The organism is Shewanella sp. HL-SH8 (assembly GCF_051165765.1).
GTDB classification, from domain to species: domain Bacteria; phylum Pseudomonadota; class Gammaproteobacteria; order Enterobacterales; family Shewanellaceae; genus Shewanella; species Shewanella glacialimarina.
In genome coordinates, this window is record NZ_CP195039.1 from 122,749 (window position 1) to 142,614 (window position 19,866).

Annotated in this window: 12 protein-coding genes; 4 read left to right on the top strand and 8 right to left on the bottom strand. The window is 43.4% G+C overall.

The genetic code is table 11. From position 1 onward, the window contains the following. Positions 1 to 75: 75 nt before the first annotated feature. Entirely contained in the window at positions 76 to 972 is an 897-nt protein-coding gene (locus ACRWQN_RS00540; RefSeq protein ID WP_434940577.1) for a LysR substrate-binding domain-containing protein, read from the top strand. A 58-nt stretch (positions 973 to 1,030) separates the two neighbouring features. On the opposite strand, the gene ACRWQN_RS00545 is transcribed toward ACRWQN_RS00540, so the two are convergent. Beyond that, positions 1,031 to 3,127: an alkyl/aryl-sulfatase gene (locus tag ACRWQN_RS00545; protein WP_434939427.1), complete on the bottom strand. Its 2,097-nt coding sequence runs from the start codon at positions 3,125 to 3,127 to the stop codon at positions 1,031 to 1,033. Positions 3,128 to 3,298: 171 nt separating this feature from the next. Here ACRWQN_RS00545 and ACRWQN_RS00550 point away from each other — a divergent pair, with 171 nt between their 5' ends. Next, positions 3,299 to 4,216 (top strand): LysR family transcriptional regulator, encoded by a 918-nt coding sequence (locus tag ACRWQN_RS00550; protein WP_434939428.1) that lies wholly within the window; start codon positions 3,299 to 3,301, stop codon positions 4,214 to 4,216. A gap of 121 nt (positions 4,217 to 4,337) precedes the next feature. Here the strand turns inward: ACRWQN_RS00550 and ACRWQN_RS00555 are convergent, their stop codons facing one another. Further along, on the bottom strand, positions 4,338 to 6,806 hold the full coding sequence (locus tag ACRWQN_RS00555; protein WP_434939429.1) for an alpha/beta hydrolase family protein: 2,469 nt from the start codon (positions 6,804 to 6,806) through the stop codon (positions 4,338 to 4,340). 431 nt (positions 6,807 to 7,237) lie between these two features. Here ACRWQN_RS00555 and ACRWQN_RS00560 point away from each other — a divergent pair, with 431 nt between their 5' ends. Beyond that, complete coding sequence (locus ACRWQN_RS00560; protein WP_434939430.1) at positions 7,238 to 8,221, top strand: TerC family protein; 984 nt, start codon at positions 7,238 to 7,240, stop codon at positions 8,219 to 8,221. A gap of 89 nt (positions 8,222 to 8,310) precedes the next feature. On the opposite strand, the gene ACRWQN_RS00565 is transcribed toward ACRWQN_RS00560, so the two are convergent. The 6 genes from ACRWQN_RS00565 to ACRWQN_RS00590 form a co-directional block, all read right to left on the bottom strand. After that, positions 8,311 to 11,445: an efflux RND transporter permease subunit gene (locus ACRWQN_RS00565; RefSeq protein ID WP_434939431.1), complete on the bottom strand. Its 3,135-nt coding sequence runs from the start codon at positions 11,443 to 11,445 to the stop codon at positions 8,311 to 8,313. Between the two features lie 12 nt (positions 11,446 to 11,457). Continuing rightward, positions 11,458 to 12,771 carry an efflux RND transporter periplasmic adaptor subunit gene (locus tag ACRWQN_RS00570; protein ID WP_434939432.1) on the bottom strand — a complete coding sequence of 438 codons (1,314 nt, stop codon included), beginning with the start codon at positions 12,769 to 12,771 and terminating at the stop codon, positions 11,458 to 11,460. Between the two features lie 156 nt (positions 12,772 to 12,927). Then, positions 12,928 to 13,365, bottom strand: a complete 438-nt coding sequence (locus ACRWQN_RS00575) for a hypothetical protein (protein ID WP_434939433.1) — start codon at positions 13,363 to 13,365, stop codon at positions 12,928 to 12,930. A 257-nt stretch (positions 13,366 to 13,622) separates the two neighbouring features. Then, on the bottom strand, positions 13,623 to 14,375 hold the full coding sequence (locus ACRWQN_RS00580) for a PepSY domain-containing protein (protein ID WP_434939434.1): 753 nt from the start codon (positions 14,373 to 14,375) through the stop codon (positions 13,623 to 13,625). After that, complete coding sequence (locus tag ACRWQN_RS00585) at positions 14,375 to 15,115, bottom strand: PepSY domain-containing protein (protein WP_434939435.1); 741 nt, start codon at positions 15,113 to 15,115, stop codon at positions 14,375 to 14,377. The genes ACRWQN_RS00580 and ACRWQN_RS00585 overlap by 1 nt, the downstream gene beginning before the upstream one ends. 67 nt (positions 15,116 to 15,182) lie before the next feature. Next, positions 15,183 to 16,910, bottom strand: a complete 1,728-nt coding sequence (locus ACRWQN_RS00590) for a cyanophycinase (protein ID WP_434939436.1) — start codon at positions 16,908 to 16,910, stop codon at positions 15,183 to 15,185. A 347-nt stretch (positions 16,911 to 17,257) separates the two neighbouring features. Here ACRWQN_RS00590 and ACRWQN_RS00595 point away from each other — a divergent pair, with 347 nt between their 5' ends. Further along, entirely contained in the window at positions 17,258 to 19,840 is a 2,583-nt protein-coding gene (locus ACRWQN_RS00595; RefSeq protein WP_434939437.1) for a TonB-dependent receptor, read from the top strand. Positions 19,841 to 19,866 lie beyond the last annotated feature (26 nt).

The window sequence follows — 19,866 nt, forward strand, 5'->3', positions numbered from 1 at the left end:
AAATAAATTAACACTCGGTTCATCAATGGCGGCGTTGATGATAACGATAAACGCGAGGATGGTATCACTATGGCCATGCACATATCTTTGAAGCAGCTCAATGTATTTCATGCTATTACGCAACACAAAACCTTAACGGCTGCAGCAGAACAACTTTGCTTGTCTAAAGCCGCTATTAGCATGGCGTTGGCAGAACTTGAAAAACAACTGTCTCATCCATTATTTGATCGGGTAAACAATCGGCTTATTCTTAATCAAGAAGGGCAACAGCTATTACCCTTGGCAGACGAATTACTTAATCGCGCCCTGCAGATCACGCATCTTTTTAGCGATAATCCAGCCTTGTACGGCAAGCTCAGGCTGGGCAGTAGCGATACCATAGGCAATCATATTAGCCCGTATTTACTTAGCCAATTTCGGCAACAACATCAGCATTTATCGCAAAGCTTATTTATTTCAAACTCTGCCACTATTTGCCAAAAGTTAGTTGATTTTGAGCTAGATATTGCCCTTATCGAAAGTCAAACCCATCATCCAGATTTGATTTCAATCCCTTTCAGTCACGATGAAATGTGCATTATTAGCGCCATCGATCACCCACTAGCTAAGCAAAAAACGCTGACAATAACGGACTTAGAACATAGCGATTGGGTGTTAAGGGAGCCCGGCTCAGGCTCACGCGAGGTTTTTATTAATACTCTGGCACCGAAACTTAACCATTGGCAGCTCGCCTTCGAGATCAACACCACTGAGGCATTGATTAGCAGTGTTTCAGCAGGGCTGGGATTAGGCTGTTTATCCACGTTGGCGGCACAATATGCCATAAAAAGTGGTCGAGTTAGCCAACTGACTCTGCCTATTAGCATGCCACGCCGCTTTTGGTTTTTAATCCATAAAGACAAATATCAAAACCCACTGCTTAAAAGCTTTATGGCTTTTTGTCAGCAATGGCAAGCTACAGGACCAAACTAAACCCCATAAAAAAACCGCTCAATGAGCGGTTTTTATTGCAGAGTAAGTTAATCAGTATTTACTTACTATCATGACCATGGTGACGGTCATTGTGTGCTGGCTTGGCGACATCTTGCATGTAGATAGCGCGATTAGCTTCGATCACTTTATCTGACGGTAGTGGCACAATCTCGAATGCCGAGTCAAATTCTGTCATCACTTTAGCTAAGGTTTCTAAGAAAGACGCATCACCTTTAATGTTAGCCGCTTTACTTGCAAGCAAGTCTTTAACCGTTGTTTGCTTAAGGTTCAGCTTAACGATGTCAGATTGATTAATAGTCAAAGTCGCTGTTGCTGTGTCTTTTACTTTATCAATTTTAGCGTTGCTTAAGTTACCGTTCGAAAGCTCAACCACGTAGATTTCTTTGGTATCTGGAAGGACTAAGTTAACTTCAAAGGCATATTCTTGCGCTTTAATTGAATCCACTTTAATCGCTAAGTAATCCAGTAACGACCCGACTGGCATTTCAGCAATAATATCTGCTGATGCTGATTTAAGCGCACCCGCTTGACGACCAATACGCAGCTCCTGTGCCCCTGAAAGGTACACGTTTCTCCAACCTGCGCCTTCCGATTGATAACCTAACTGTTCATAAGTATCAGCCAGTAGCGAACGGGCATCGTTGTTACTTGGGTTACTAACAACCACTTTGTTTAATGCTGTTGCCACAAAGTTATATTCACCCTTGGCAAAATCGGCTTTAGCATGTTTCAGCACGGCTTTTTCACCTCCCATGTATTCAACAAACTTAGCCGCTTCCGCTTTTGTTGGTAATGGATTTAGATTAGCAGGGTTCATGTCAAAGTAACCCAGGTACATGTTATATACGGCGCGTGCATTGTGCGAGTAAGTGCCATGGTAACCATTGGTGTGCCATGCATCTTTAATTGATTGCGGTAATACTTTTTGGATTTCCCAACCAATATCTTGCAATACCACGCCATTATTAGCCAAACGTAATGACTGGTTATGGACAAAACCATAGTTGTCACGCTGAAGTTTTAAGAAATCATTAATATCATTGTTGCTCCACACTGGTGAGCTGTGCGCCGAGAATAAAAACTCTGCTTCACCGCCCCATTCTTGGATCATGTTATTGATTTCTTTCGACCACTTAAGCGCATCACGTACTTTAGCGCCGCGTAAGGTATACACATTGTGCATGCCTTTGTAGGTCACTTCCGCTGCCCAAATCGTCTTCATGCTGGGGATATAAGCTACGGCTTCTGATACGGCTTCAGTGCCTGATGCATCCATAAACACCACTTCTAAGCCGTCAATCACTACCGTTTCGAATTTACCCTTTAAGTTTGTTTCGTGGTGTGGCAGCACATAGGTGATCTCGCCTTTAGCAATACCGTTTGATAAGGCGGCATCAACAATAGTAGTTTCTGATGGCACCATAGTCGCACCGTATTGATAAGACGTGCGGCGAGACATGGCATTACCCGCTAGTACGTTTTCATCAACCATCTCTTTGGTGATATTAGCTGAACCGTAGACTTTTACGTTAGGAAACATATCTTGTATTCCACGAGAACCCCCAAAGTGATCCGCATGTGAGTGCGAATAAACCATAGCGACAACAGGATCATTATTACCAAAAGGCAAGTTTTTAAGGGCGAAGGCTAACGAGGCTTTAGCTGATTCACGTGTGGTTAGCGGGTCAAATACAATCCAACCATTATCGGTACGCACTAAGCTCATGTTGGCTAAGTCAGTACCACGAATTTGGAAAATATTATCGTTCACCTGATACAAGCCATAGGCTTCATTATTCATCTGCGCCTGACGATAAAGCGATGGATTAATAGTATCTGGTGTTTTATCACCGATAAATTCATAGGCATCGGCTAATAGTGCCGCGGTTGCTGCATCAAGCGGGGCAATCAAGTTGGCACGGCCTTCTTGAAACGATTTAGTATCGTCAAACTTTAACCCCTTAGCAAACTCAGTATTGTATGCTTTGGTCGCCTGAGTTGCGGGCTTACCTTGATACATAAATGAGGTTGTTAATGCATGTTCATCCTGGCCAGCAGCGTGGTCATGTGCCACAGCTGAATAGCTAAAAGACAAGCTTGAAATAACGATTGAAGCAATAACTGACTTGTTCATAATTAATCACCCATATTGAGGTTGCTACTTGATGCCAAGCGAATAATCAAAGCGCTCGCTGACTTAATTGCGTTCATCATAAACTGTTAACAATTTAGATAAACAAAGGTAACTATGGTTTATTATTAAGTTATACTTATGAATTAACGCACGCAGCCATGGTGAAAACTTATGTCAAACAAGATTGATTTGAATCTCTATAGAGTGTTTTCGCAGGTATACCATCACCAATCGATCACCCTAGCGGCTGAACAGCTTGGCGTGACTCAAGCGGCGGTCAGTGGCTCGATTAAGCGGTTATCAAAGTTATGCGGCCAAGACTTATTTATTCGTAATGGGCGCGGTATTATCGCCACCCTATACGCACATCAACTGATGGAGCAACTACTGCCTTCACTTGAAGTGTTAGAAGGGTTAGTTGAAGATACTAAGGTATTTGATAGCAAAAGTTCTCGTCAGCAATTCACTGTTTTAGCCTTCGAATCCATCACAGATCAATTGCTACCGCATACTTTGCATTTGCAAAAGCTAGGCAATCCGTTAATCACCTTTAAAGATCAAAATACCAATGAAACACAAATCAATGAGGCACTATTTTCTCAACAAGCCGACCTCGCCATTGATATTACCGATAGCCGCGATAACACCTTAATTTACCAACCCCTAGCCACTGATGAAATTGTATTGATTTGCCGCCATAATCATCCGCGCATTAATGGCAGTGTCAGTACTGAGCAATTTTTTTCTGAGCAACACATTAAGCTCAATCTCACCCGCGCAAATACCTCGATTGTTGATTTTTATGCCGAGAATAATCTGTCTACCCGAAAAGTGGTGGCTGAGTGCAACTCGTTACTCTCGTTAATTTCTTTGGTCGCTCAAAGTGATTGTATTGGCGCCTGTAGCAAATCATTAGCCCATAAATACCAGCAGGCTTTTAATATTCAAATTATTGACATGCCGGTTAACATTAAACCGGTACAATTATCGTTAATTTGGCATAGACGACAGCGTAATAATCCTGCGCATAAATGGTTGCGCGACACCATCACTGAAATATACCGGCATCATATTGGTCTAACGCAATGATGTTTAATCAATGGGCGACAAACAGCTCACTGTTGAATAACAAAAAAAAGCCTCGCATTGCGAGGCTAATTTATTTCACCTTAACTCGAGTTAAAAGTGACGGTGAGGTTATTTAGTCAGACTATTTTTTGGTTTCAGGATAAAGGGTGTTCCACCACTCTGGTTCACCTTTAAGCTGTAAGTCAAACCATGCCATTGTGGTGTCCCACCAATCAAAACGTATATTACGCGCATTAATATGGTGGTCTTGACCGGCAAACTCGACTAATTCTACGTCTTTGTTTAATAACTTAAGCGCAGTATACATGTAATGACTTTCGCCAACAGGGACGTTGGTATCGGCATCACCATGGATCAGTAATAGCGGCGTGGTAATTTTATCTGCATGATACAGCGGGCTTTGGTCTACGTATAACTCACGGTTATTCCATGGGAAACTACCTCGACTCGCCACACCAGAGTAACCATAACCCCACCAGCCATGTCCCCAGTATGAAGACAGGTTACTGATCCCAGCGTGAGACATAGACGCGGCAAAAATATCCGTTTGGGTAGCTAAATACATGGTCATAAAGCCGCCATAGGACGCACCCATATTGCCGACTTTTTTAGGGTCAACGGCGGTATAAGCTTTTAAGAATGCTTGGGTTCCCTCAATAATGTCATCTGCACTGTGTTTACCCCAGGCATTAACATGGCGGCCACTGAATGCTTGTCCATAACCGGTTGAGCCGTTTGGCTGTAATACATAAACTACGTAGCCTTGTGCAGCCCATAAATTAAATGGCCAGCGTCCTGTAAAATTACGGCCTACAGGTGAGGTGCCGCCGTAGTAATATACTAATGCAGGATACTTTTTATTAGCATCATAATCAACAGGTAAATACACGCGCCCATCAATCGATTGACCTTGTTTATTGGTAAAGTCAAAATCTTCAATTTTGCCTAAACGTGTGGTCGCATAACGGGTGACTTTGCTATCAAACAGCATCACTTTTCGGTTGGATTTGATATTCATCACATACGCTTGTTGCGGCACTGTTGCCGATGTTCCGGCATAAACAATGGTGGGTAAAGCTTGGTCGATAGCAATACCAAAACTGTCCACCATCTCAACGCCAGTGTCGATTTTACTGAACTTGTTTTGGCTTTTATCAAAGAAGTATAACGGCGAAAAATCACCCTCGATGACAGATAAAATTAAGTCTCTTCCCGCAACCGCTGTCATGCTAGTAATAGCAGGATCAAACTCTTTGCTTAGGGCTGTGATTTGTTCGTTTTTAGTTTCACGCCAATATAATTGACCATCATAATCATTGACTTCCATAGCAGGATCTTGCTTGCCTAGGCCATCCATAAAGTTAGGGCCGGCCAAAATAAACATGCCATTTTCGCCATACAAGGCACTACCAAAGGTGCGATATTCGCCAATTAAGATTTCAGTTAATGTAGCAATATCCAACTCAACCAGTTGCGACAGGCCATGAGCAGGTTGGGCATAGTCGACTACTGAACGGGTCAATAACAGCTTACCTAAGCTGACATCGCTGTCTAACAAGTCGCTGCTTTGCTTAGACTCTGTTAATTGTCTCATTGCGCCTGATACCACATCTAACTGATAAATTTGGCTGTTATTACGCCAATAACTCCAGCGGTCTTCCAGTGCTTGGTAGCGCTTTGAGGTAGCCTTGTCGTCGGCTTTAAAGGTTTTTTGCCAACTAAATAACAAGGTACTGCCATACCACTGCAAACTAGAGATATTTTCAACGTTATCCGCAGCCACTTTTAATGATAAATCCGCTAAATCTAACAGTACAATTTGCTTTCCAGTAACATAAGCTAACTGTTTGCTATCTGATGAAAATGCGCTGCTTTGCGGCGAGCTGTCTTGCCAACGATAAAGCACTTGGTTGCCAGCAACGTCACGTAACTCGGTAACCGAGATGGCCTTATCGCCCTCACTAGGGGAATATTCAACCGTTGATTGCAGTAGGTATTTGCCATTAGGCGATAATTGCATACTGCTAATCGTTTTGGCATCAAACAACTGCTGAGCAGATACGCGCTGGGTGTCCTGTTTTACAAAACTCAGTACATCAACCTCACTGTTACCCTGCCAATCTAAACTGAAAGGCACATCAGCTTGTTGGCCATCAGCCAAAACAATCAGTTGATAATCACCATTGGCTAATGCAAGCGGCACTTCATCAGCTGATTTAACAAGTTGACCATTTAAATACACTTGCGGGTTTTTAAGCCCTTTTATGTTAAGTGTGCCTTGGGTAAATCGCTGGGTTGATAGCGGAAGTTGATACGCTAACCAGCCCTCACCTTCCGCTTTTTCTACCGCTGACTGCCAAGTTAATGGCTGATTAAAAACTAAAATAGGCTGAGTGGAATCGGGTTGGGTTAACTTTGCCACAAGGTTGGCACGTAACGCATCTGCATGAGCACTTTTAGATAACGGCGCTGCACTTTTTTGGCTAACTGGGCCTAGGCGCTGAATATGGTTAAGGTCGATTTCGGCGCTATACACCATGCCCGCAACTGCTAAGGCTAAACTGGTCAAAACCAGTGTAAAAGCTTTCATGGAAAGTCCTTTTTTAAGTTATTTTTATAAACTGAAATGTTGAAAAAATAAGGTGTGCTAAGTCATATAATTGTTACATTTTGACAAAAGTGGCTTAAAAATGCATCTGTTTTCGGGCTTAAGCCAAACATAGATTTGCAAGGTGATGTAAATCCCCCCTAATGCCGTCCTAAATCATCTTGTCTAAGCGACGAAGTACAAAGTACCATTGGCCATTTAAGACAATATCATCACGTCAATTTCAGCATAAAACACTGTTAAAAAGACAAAAACCATTTTTTAAACCGCTCACCTTAAGCCAATTTTAAAAATGATGATTTAAAATAACGAGCCGGTATAACTAGCTTATAGATAAAGTGCTTATTGAGTGACTATATCGGCCTCTTATTAGTGTGTTTTGTCATACTGATTATCGATAACTAAGGAAATGTATGGAACTGCTTACAACGTTGTTTATTGGCTACCCCGTTTGGGTATGGGCGATGTTTTTTACTTTTGTCGTTGGCTTATTAGCCTTTGATTTAGGTGTATTACATAAAGAACAACATGAAATATCTGTCGCAGAAAGCCTTAAGCTTTCTGCGTTCTACATTACGATGGGCTTGCTGTTTGGTGCGTGGTTATGGTGGTACAAAGGTTCTACCGCCGGTATGGAATACCTGACGGGCTATTTAATTGAAAAGTCGCTTTCAATGGACAACGTTTTTGTTATTGCGCTTATTTTTAGCAGCTTAGGCATTCCGCGGATATACCAACATCGAGTGTTATTCTGGGGCATCTTAGGCGTTATTGTGCTGCGCGCTATCATGATTGGTCTTGGCGCTGTGCTAGTGGCTAAATACCAGGGCATATTAGTATTGTTTGGTTTGTTCCTTATTTTCACCGGTATCAAAATGCTGTTCTCTGATGATGAACACAGCAGTCTTGAAGATAATAAGTTTTACAAGTGGCTGAGAAGCAAGATGCGCTTTACACCCGGGCTACACCAACAAAAATTTTGGGTGCGCGGTGAAGACCATCAACTCAGTAAAGGGTGGTGGGCTACGCCATTGTTTCTAGCGCTAATTTTAGTTGAAACAGCAGATTTGGTCTTTGCGGTAGACAGTATTCCGGCTATTTTTGCGATAACGCAAGATCCCTTTATTATTTATACCTCAAATATTTTCGCCATTTTAGGGCTGCGTGCGTTGTACTTTGCCTTAGCGGCAATGGTGCATCGATTCCACTACTTAAAATACGCTTTGTCTGTGGTATTGGTATTTATCGGCGTCAAAGTCGGGTTGGTTTATTTTAACCAAACAGGCTTAATCGACTTTAAAATCCCGACCGCGCTGTCTTTAGGTGTGACCTTTGGTTTACTTTTGGCAGGCGTGTTGTATTCATTGTGGAAAACCCGAGATCAATCGCCAACCTAGGTGTTCAGTTTTAACCTTTCTACTGTGACAGTAAAAAGCCCTCAATCATATTGAGGGCTTTTTTATTCATCTCTTAGCTCAAGCTGACGTTACTTGGCCATCTTACGACCGTATATCAGTAAATATATCGCCGGAATAACAAACAATGACAGTAACGGTGCGGTCACCATACCACCGACCATAGGGGCGGCGATTTTTTGCATCACTTCATTACCAGTACCGCTACCCCACATAATGGGCAGCAAACCAAAGAAGATAGTGGCTACCGTCATGGCTTTAGGGCGAATACGCATTACCGCACCATGAATTAACGCTTCGGTTAAGTCAGAGCGATGATTGTATTGCCCTGCTGCTTGGCGATCTTTAATACTGTTATTCAAATACACTTGCATCACTACCCCAAACTCAGCGGCAACACCTGCTAGGGCAATCATCCCGACCGACACAGCGACCGAGAAATTGAAGTCCAGCAAGTATAATAACCATGCACTGCCCACCAATGAGAATGGCAGGCTTAACATGATCACCGACGCTTGAATAAATGAGCTAAATGTCATCATCAACAAGATGAAAATCACCATTAACATCAGTGGAATAACTAACTTCATTTTAGCCTCAACTCGCTGCATGTACTCATATTGGCCAGCAAAGGTGTAACTGTAACGAGGCGGCAGAGTGATTTGTTCATCCAACGCAGTACGTGCCATTTTGATGTATTCGCCAATGGAGATGTCTTGTAAATCAACAAACACCCAACTGATTAAACGGCCATTTTCACTGGCTAACATAGGCGCGCCATCACTGATGGTAATGCTGGCTAAATTACCCAAAGGCACATATTTACCCGTTTTGGTAAGTACTGGTAAGTCTTTGAGTTTTTCTATGTTGTCACGTAGCTCACGTGGGTAGCGAATGATAATAGGATAGCGCTCTTGCCCTTGTATCGACTGGCCAACTTGCATGCCACCAATGGCCATTTGCACCACATCTTGAATATCTTTTAAGGTCATACCGTAACGGGCTGCATTTTTAAGATCGGGTTCGATATCAATATAACGGCCACCACTGGTGCGCTGCGCAAAAGCAGAAGTGGTACCTGGCAACTTGCTCACTACAGCTTCAATTTCAGCACCTATCCGTTGTAGCTCATTAATGTCTGCACCGGATATTTTTATTCCCACGGGGGTTCTTACCCCAGTGGATAACATATCAATACGGGTTTTAATCGGCTGCACCCATGCATTGGTAATACCGGGCACTTTTACGGTTTTTTGCAGTTCACTAATAATGCCTTCCAGTGTCATACCTTCACGCCAGGTATCACGTGGATTCAACATAATTGTGGTTTCAAGCATGGTCAGCGGTGCGGGATCGGTCGCTGTAATAGCGCGGCCAACCTTACCAAATACTCTTTTCACTTCAGGAATGGTTTTAATCAGGCGATCGGTTTGCTGCAATATTTCCGCCGCTTTCCCTGAGCTAACGCTCGGCAAGGTGGTAGGCATATACAATAAATCGCCTTCTTCGAGTGACGGCATAAACTCGCTGCCCATTTTAGTCATAGGGTATATCGCACTGCCAAGTGCCATAATAGCGACTAATATAGTCATTTTAGGAAAGCGCAGTACCACGCGTAACAGCGGTTCATACATGGCAATTAATATGCGACTTAGCGGGTTTTTCTTTTCTGCGGGAATTTTTCCGCGTACAAGATAACCCATTAATACCGGAATTAAGGTAATAGCCAAAATAGCCGATGCCGCCATAGCAAAGGTTTTAGTAAAGGCTAACGGATGAAATAATCGCCCTTCTTGAGCTTCAAGCGCGAACACAGGCACAAAGCTCAAGGTAATAATCAATAAGCTAAAAAACAGTGCCGGCCCGACTTCAACCGACGATTGTCGCACTAACTCCCAATGGGCTTCACCCGTTGGCGCTTCGCCATCATGTTGGTCGCGGTAATGCTCAAGGTGTTTATGGAGGTTTTCGACCATCACAATGGCGGCGTCCACCACAGCACCAATCGCAATTGCAATCCCGCCTAAACTCATAATGTTGGCATTGACACCAATCATGTTCATCACAATAAAACTGACTAAAATTGAAATCGGTAATGAAATGATCGCCACTAAGGTTGAGCGGGCATGCAGTAAGAAAATAAGGCAGATAAAACCAACCACCAGCATTTCTTCTAGCACTTTACGCTTGAGGTTATCCACCGAATTTAAGATAAGCTCCGAGCGATCATAGGTAATCACTAGCTCAACGCCATCGGGCAAACCATTTTCAATTTCAGCTAATTTTGTTTTAACGTTGTTGATGGTTGCGAGGGCATTTTCACCATAACGCATCACCACAATGCCACCAACGACTTCGCCCTGACCATCAAGCTCGGCAATACCTCTTCGAGCCGCGGGGCCAGTACGCAGTTGCGCCACATCTTTCATCAATACTGGCGTGCCCGACTCTGCCACAATACCTAAAGGGATTTCGGCAAAGTCTTCTAAAGTTTGGCGATAACCCGACGAGCTGATCATGTACTCAGCTTCGGCCATTTCAATCACCGAGCCACCGGTAGAACTATTAGAGTTATCCAGCGCATTCCTCACCGTCATCAAATCAATTTGATACAGCGCCAGTTTGTGTGGGTCGACAATAATTTGATACGCCTGCTCCATGCCGCCAATAGTGGCGATCTCTGAAACACCTTCAACGCTTTGCAATTCTAATTTTAAAAACCAGTCCTGCAGTGATCGAAGCTGAGCTAAATCATGCTTACCTTTACGGTCAACAAGGGCGTATTGAAACACCCAGCCCACGCCAGATGCGTCAGGCCCTAATGAAGGGATGACATTAGGGGGCAATTGCCCCTGGGTTTGCGATAAATATTCTAAAACCCGTGATCTGGCCCAATAAATATCTGTGCCATCTTCAAAAATAATGTACACATAGGAATCGCCAAACATCGAAAAGCCACGCACGGTTTTCGCGCCAGGCACGGCTAGCATCGCCGTCGACAAGGGGTAGGTAATTTGGTCTTCAACTAACTGCGGTGTTTGGCCTGGATATGAGGTTTTTACAATCACCTGCACATCAGATAAATCAGGTAAAGCGTCTAAAGGCGTCATCCGCATGGCTTGATAGCCAATTAATGCGATAACCACGGTCATTAACAACACCATGGCTCGCTGCTTAATCGACGCACTAATTATTTTTTCTAACATAGTGAGCTCCGATTAATGATTTGCGTGTGGATCAGGCGCAGCACTATTGCTGCCACTTAATCGCTGCAAACTACCCTGAATACTGGCTTCTGAATCAAGCAAGAATTGCCCCGACACAATCACTTTATCGCCAGCCTTTAAGCCTTCGGTGATTTCAGCTTTACCCTGGGCAATCATGCCAACTTTAACGGGTACAGACGCAAATTGGTTATCACTGCGTTGCACCACAACACGGTTTTCACGCCCGGTAAGAATTAACGCCTCGGTTGGAATGGCTAATACTCCCCGGTTTGGACCACCAAACAGTTTTACATCCACTAAGGTGCCTGGTTTTAATTGCTGATTCGGGTTATCTAAGCGAATTCTCACCCGCATTGCCCGTGTCACTGGGTCTAGCTCTGGGTAGATGTAATCTATGCTTGATTCAATATCAAATAGACCTTGCGCCGCCGAGGTCACCTCTACTGCACGGCCTTGTTGCAACCAGCTTTGTTCATTTTCAAATACGCCGGCAATCACCCACACGCTGCTTAAATCAACAATTTCAAACAGGGTATCACCCGGTTGCACGTACATGCCATGACGCACAGTAAGCCGGCTAATCAGTCCATCTTGCTCGGCATAAAATGGCACGCGATAAAGGGTGTCACCGGTGCGCTCTAATTGCTGAATCGACGCCGAACTCACCCCTAATAACTCAAGGCGTAGGCGAGCTTTTTTCAACAATAACGCACCACGGTTTTTATCCTGCTTAAGGTAATCTCTGGCTTGCATGTAATCATCTTGAGCATTTATCAGCTCAGGTGAATACAGCTCATACAATAATTGGCCTTTTTTTACTTGCTGGCCAACCGTATGCACCTTAAGGGTTTCTATCCAGCCGGTCACTCGGGTATGCACATGGCCAATCATATTTTCATTGTATTCTACCGTACCTATGGTTTTAACTAGCTTCCACAGGGTGCCCTCGGTAACGGTTTCACTGCGCATGCCTAACGCCTGCTGCATGCCTCCAGAAACGCCAACAACCACTTCCTCACCCACTTCACCTAGGGTGACTTTTTCTAAATTCATGCCACAAATTGGGCAGGTACCTGGAGCATCAGACACCACATGCGGGTGCATGGGACAAACATATTTGATGTTCGCGTCATCAGCGCTGTTTTTAGTCGGTAATAGTGCTGGTTTTGATTGATTAAAAACCTTGTCAGCGGCAGTGTTAGTGCTATTTACAGCATCCATTGGCTGTGCGGGATGAGCATGTCCTGCATGTTCATCCTCGGAAGCAAATGTCACTGATGGCATCAGCAAGCTTGTGGTTAGCATTAAAACAAACGTAAATACGCTTTTACAGGGGGATATTTTCATACAGACCTCGAACGATTTAACACTCGTAAGTGTTAAAACTCGTTTAAAAAGAAACAGTAAAATTTGCTGCTAACATGGGCGATATACCATAAATGCGCAGCTAAGATGTTTACGTTAGACGATAGGAGGTCTAAAAGCTGGCGGGAAGTCGATAGAGAAACTGTTTACAGCCACCGCGATAGGGGCTGGATTAGCAGGAGCATTAGCAATAGCTAACTGAATATCACTTAAGTCAGCGGTAAAGGTAATGGTTAAGCAATGATTACAATCGATACTGCAACCGCCTACACCATTACAACAGCTGTTGTTATCTGCTTGCTGCGATTTCTGATCAGGCAGCATATTGCCATGACAATCTGTCATAGCGGAGGCATGCTGCATTGAGGTCAGAGGCACATTATTATCTGAACCATCACTCAATGTTTGAGTCACCATATGGGATTGTTGATGATCCATCGGCACCATAGAACTACCATTAGCTAACAAACCTTGTCCGACAAGTGCGAACAAAGTGAAAGTAATTAGCCAGTAGTTTTTCAGTGTTTTTTGCATCGCACTCAAAATCCAATATGCCGGACTGAATAAATCTTACAGCATCTTACGATGGCGATTATTCAATATAGGCTCATAAAATATCAACTAATAGAGTTGACCGTGTAAACCATAAAATGCTTTCAATCTAAAACAACTTTGGTCGTTAGCTCAGCTAACAAACAAGTCGATAAGGGCAATAGCATAACGCTAAATTCATGCTGATGATAACTTTTTTATTGTTGTCATTGTGTGACAAGTGCCTAATTTAGCAATAACTATAACAATTTTATCGCAGCGGGCTTTGACCGAGTACCACGCTTGCGGCGGTATTTTCCTTTTCGAAGTAAATCAATGCACCAATAACACCCGGTAACGGTTAACCACAAACTGAAAAAGGCCATCAACATCATAGGCAGATTATTGAAACTGCCTTGGTTGTTATAATCCATAAAATGCAGCATAAAAAAGATATCGGCTAACTTTTTATGCTGATCACTGTGGCCGACTATTCGCCCAGATTGCGCCTCAACATAGACTTGCGTATCGATGTCGTCAGTAAAGTTAACCTGCCATGTGGGGTTTTGTTGTTTCGGAAAATCGCTAATCGGTGGGGTGAGTAATTTGAGTTTGGCTACCTTGCCCTCACCTGTATATGACGCTTGTGCTAACCTTGTTACCAGCTCTTCATCAAGAGTGGCCACCTCACCGCTATAAGCATCGACCAAGGTGTATTCATGATAAGAATGCGCATACAAGCCTTGCTGATGGCTAAGTAAATAATAGGGCTTAGCCAATAAGAATACCGTATCCAGTGCCACGCTATCACTATGTTGTTCAAGTACGGCTTTAGGCTCAATCAACTGAGTCGCATCGAGCTGATTGGGCACAATATCCTGACTAAAATAGGTTAGCCCTGCCGCTTTGGTGTGATCCATCAAATTAAAATACAGGCCACTGGCTAACCACAGCACAAACTGAATCCCGACAATGACCGACGCCCATTTGTGCAATTTTCTAATCCAACGCATTAGGCAACTCCCACGCGTTGAACGCGGCTTTTTTTACGGCGTGTAAACAAGCCTTTGAACACCCTGAAATACACTAACACCATGCCAGTCAGTGCCCCACCACTGGCTAGCAAGGCGACCCAAAACAGCAGCATATTATCGATATCTTCACCGCTGCTGTAGTCCATAATATGAAACCTAAACATCCAATCAAACCAACGCCAAAACTCATGCCGCTTGCCCACCAAGATGCCCGTTTGTGCCGACACATAAAGCGAAGGGGCACCAAAATCATTAAAGTTGACTCGCCATGCGGGTAAATGGCGCGGGCTTAACTCAAAAGGAGGGTTGTCGGTAATCAGCGTCACCTCGGCAACATCGCCCTTACCCGTGTAAAAGTATTGCGCTACTGATATAGCCACTGACTCTGATAACGGCGTTAACACTTGGCCGCTATTAGCGCTAATGACTAATTTTTTAGTGGGCTCGCTATCCGCTAAGGTCAGCCTATAAACTGTTTCACCTAACAAGGTATCGACACTGATATTGTCAATATGGGGATAAGCTTGAATGAGCTGTTGCAGTGAATAATTCATCTGGGCGGGCTGCACTTTAGATTGCGGGTTGGTAACCAAATCATCACCATGGATAAAATCGATATCCATATAGACCATATAAGCGCCCGTGACCGACCATATCGCAAATTGCAGACCTAAAAATAACATCAACCATTGATGAAGCGTTCTTGCGGTTTTATGCATGACTTTCTCTGTATTTGAGCTAAAACACTTTTATATTATTACCTTAACAGTTTTAGCTAGGTGATCATTAATCATCTTGTTGCTGCAATAATAGCTTAATACCTTGATAGCTTTGCTGATTGTTTAGCACTGATTGGCACCCAGTTGTTGAGCTTGGGAGGAGGATAAGTTCAACATCATCGATAAGTTTGCTCGATAAGCGTCCCTCACGGCAAGCTTGCACAATCCACTGTTGGTAAGCTGGATAATTGGCAGCCATATTAACTGAAACCACCCGATTGGCGAATTCAATATTAGCCAGACGCTGTTTGTTATCAATATCGGCTTGGCTGCCTGAAGTTAAATAATGAGACACCCCTTTAAATATCGATTTGCCATTATCATCTTTACGGGCTTGAGTTTGCTCGATAACCCACACACCATGCTCACCAATAACCGACAGATGTTTATCAGCAATATTGACTAACAGTGCGGTATTTTCATCCACACCAAATCCCATTTCACTATCAGTGGAGGCGGTTAGCATTAACAATCTTATTTGGCGATCCCGCTCAGAAAAATGCGTATCCATTATCCCAAAAGGAAATAACCCCAAGCCACCCTCTGCACGATAGGTCACTGCCGTTGCGGGTATATCCCCATCACACTGATTCATTTCACATCGCTCACTCGGTGGTTTGGCACTCAATACACCATGCTGAATTGCGCCGTCACTGGTGCCGCCAGTGATCATATTCGCCGCTGTCATTACTGCTGTTCCCGCACTCGTCCCGCCAATCACGATTTGTTTATTGGCCAAGCGATTTTGAATGACGGCTAACGCTTTAGACGGCTTTTTATCCGGCGTTAACCATGCCGTTAAGGTTAAACTTTGATCGCCACCATTTAAAAATAGACCATCAATACTTTCAAGTAACTCATAAAATTTTTCAGGTGATTCACACAGGCGTTGTTGTAATTGTGTTTGTGTAGGATAAAGCCGAGCCTTATCAAAATTGCCTTGTAGTTGCTGACGCAGCATTGGCAATTTATCGCATTGCTTATTATTTATTCCAGCTTGCAAAGCGGAATCTAAGGGCAGCCAAATGACATCAGCGCCAGCCTGTTCAAATGCGCTGGTATAAAACGAAATGGACTCAAATGGGTCTCGTGCTGAAGCGGTTACAAGACCAATTAATGGGCGTGTTGCATCGGGATGTCTTTGCTGTTTTTTTAGTAAAGCTTGCAAGGTAAATAGCCGGTAAATAGCCGGGCCATATGGCTTGGCGGTTGCATTTAGCATAACTTGCTCTTGTAAGGTTTCACCGGCTTCGGTGCGTTGCTCTTGTTCTAATAAATCGAGTAAAGCATAGTATTGCTGATCGGTTAAATCATTCAATAAGTGTTTGTTAATATGGCCAACGGCATCCTTTAACTGGTTTAAGCTGACACTGCTTTGTGCCGCTTGTTGGCTGGCTTTACGTAATGAGTTTATTTGAGTTAACGACAACGTTTGCAAACTATCATGGCTAAATGCGCGCTCAAGCCAATCAAGGCTGAAGTGATATTGAATTGATAATTTGGCATTAGGTGAGAAAGCGACGCTTTCGGCGCAGGAATGTGATGACAATGAGCTACAGGTTTTTAAGCCGCCACCGACCAACATCAAATCAAAACCAGGTAATAATGGTTTTTCTCGTTTTGATAAAACGCTTTGTTCTGCCCATATATTACCAACAAACAATAATTGCAGTAATGAACTAAAAGCTAAGGTGTTAAAAAATATAAATAATTTATTTTTAGAAATAATTTTCATGGTTGCACTCAAAAAAAAGTGTCTGCCACGTATTGACTCAAGCATCATATTACGGATAGCCTCTTAACATATCAACAACAAAAGATTATTTTTTATAACATGATATTTTCAGCAACTCTTTTCCAAAGATACCACTTCCGTAATTGGTATCTGTCTGAATGGTGGGACGAATAACCTACTGAACACGTTAGTGTTTGGTGGAGTTTTGTCTAGCCGTCTTACTCCCCTCTCAATCATTTGATTGACGTTGTACTGCCTGCAAACATTTATTAATGCCAAGCGTATTGACTCACGCGCAGTGTAGCCACGTCTAAAAATTACAATTAGAGATTTATCGGGAGCTTACCATGAGAAGTTCAGTACTTTTATGCGCCGTGTTTGGCATGGCGTTATCACCTGTAGCCTTAGCCGTTGCCAACGAATTAGAACAAGAACAGACCGTAGAACGGGTTGAAGTAACAGGATCTCGCCTTAAAGGTGTAGATATGGAAGGGGCTAACCCTTTACAAAGTTTTAGCCAGGATGAAATAGCCAAAAAAGGCTATGGATCTGTCAGTGAGTTTTTACGTGATTTACCCCAAGCCTCAAGTGCAGGTACATTCTCTGAGTCGGGCGGTGTAGCAGGTGCTGATGGTTCACCAGCTGGCGCTTCAGGGGTCAGTTTACGCGGGCTAGGTTCCAGCTCTACCCTAGTATTAGTCAATGGTCGTCGCGTGGCAGTTGATTCATTTTCTAACGGTTCAGACTCTTTTGTAAACGTTAACTCTATTCCGCTTTCTGCTATTGAACGGATTGATGTATTAACCGATGGCGCATCATCGATTTATGGTTCAGACGCTATTGCAGGGGTGATTAACTTTATTTTGCGCAAAGACTTTGTTGGTCATGAACTCACTGCCCAATATGGTGATGACACTTCAGACCACGATGCCAGTCGCACTAACCTGACTTATGCCGGTGGATTCGAGACCACCAATAGCAACACAACACTTGTGGTTGACTATGCAACACGTAATCCTATTTTCAATAGTGATAGACCCGTTAATGTGACATATGAGTCTAATACTCGCATGACAATTGACGGTGATGACTACGCCGAAAATTGGTGTGGTGACGATACCCAAAAAAGTGGTAGCCGTTGTAACTATGACTACGTCATTCAACGCGCCATTCAACCTGATTATGAAAACATAGGCGCTACACTGAATCATATTTATCGACTTGATAGTGGTTTAGAGTTTTTTGCTGAAGGCATGTTTCAACAAAATAACGGCTCATCCTATGAAGCTCCAGCAGGTTATACCGTTGATGTTGCGGGCGACTCTATAAATGTTCCTCAATATATTCAAGATATCGATATGCTCGATGGCAGTATAAGTGACTTTATCACAGTACGAACTCGTTTTCCTGAACGTCGAATTCAAGAATATGACACCCAAAGCTACCGTATGCTAGCCGGTATTCGAGGTGATATTGCCGAATGGAGTTTTGAGTCGGCACTGAGCTACGGTAAATCTACCAATGAAATTAAAAACGTATCGGGTTATATGAATGCGACCAGTCTAGATATGGCGGTAGCAAATGATAGCTTTAACCCCTTTAATTTAGGCCTGGATAGCAGCGCAGCTCAAATTGCGGCATTGCGCGATCCGGGTGTTCGCCAAGGCGAGTCAGAAGTGTTATCACTCGATTTTAACTTCGCAGGAGACTTATTTGAACTGCCTGCAGGTATGGTAAGTTCAGTATTTGGTGGTGAATTTCGCAAAGAAGATATTTTTGATAAACCGTCTGTTAACGCCGTTAATAATGAAATTATTGGTTTAGGTGCAAGTGATGCCGCGGCCGATCGCACTCAATATGCAGCATATGGCGAGTTTAACTTCCCACTAGCCGATTCACTCGACTTAATAGCGGCCTTACGTTATGACCATTACAGTGACTTTGGTGGTGATGTAAACCCAAAAGTATCATTACGTTACAACCCAATTGATGAGCTGGTATTACGTGCATCTTGGAGCACAGGTTTCAGAGCGCCATCATTATCGCAACTGGGTGCTGGCACCTCATTAGGCAGCCAATATATTAATTGCGGTGCAGACGAAGCCTATAACGCATTATGTGGCACTGCGGGGGCAGATTTAGGCGAACTAGAATTTGACCAAGAAACCTTAGGTAATAAAGACCTAGAAGCAGAAAAGTCGCAAGCAGTTAACGTGGGCATGTCTTGGAATGCAACGGATGAGTTGCAATTCACTGTCGATTATTGGCGTTATGAGCATGACGATATTGTTGATATTGATGCCAACACCACTTTGGATGCCTGTATTAAAGATCCTGCTAGTGTGGTGGGTAGTATTGCTGAATTAGGTGATGGCTTTGGTTGTGTGGTTGATGGTCAGGGTGATATTAGTTTCCTACGCACAGGCTATTTTAACGTAGGTAATCAAAGTACTGACGGCTTGGATTATAATGTTAACTATCGCCTGGATACGGCCACTGCTGGTACATTTAAATTTTATGTAGCCGGTACAGAAACCTTCTCATTTGAACGCCAAATCACACCTAGTACGCCTGTTGAAGATTTACTCGGCAAGCTCAGTGGTGCATCAGAAATCGCGCGCCCTGAACGTGTGATTGATTTAGGCACAGAATGGCAAGTTGATAGTTTGAATGCCAGTATTTCAGGTCATTACATAAGCTCATTAGGCGATGGTGACTTTAAGTTTGATAATGAAACCGTTGAAGATTGGTTAACCTTTAGTGCCAGTATTGGCTATGAACTTAACGATAATCACACTGTATTGTTATCGGTTCGCAATCTAACCAATGAAGATGCACCTTACGCCTCTTCACCGACTAATGGCTATGCCAGTTCGGTACATGATTGGCTCGGACGCCGCTGGAATGTACGTTATACTTTTAAGTTTTAAAAACTTAAGCTCTGTAGGCTGTGCTT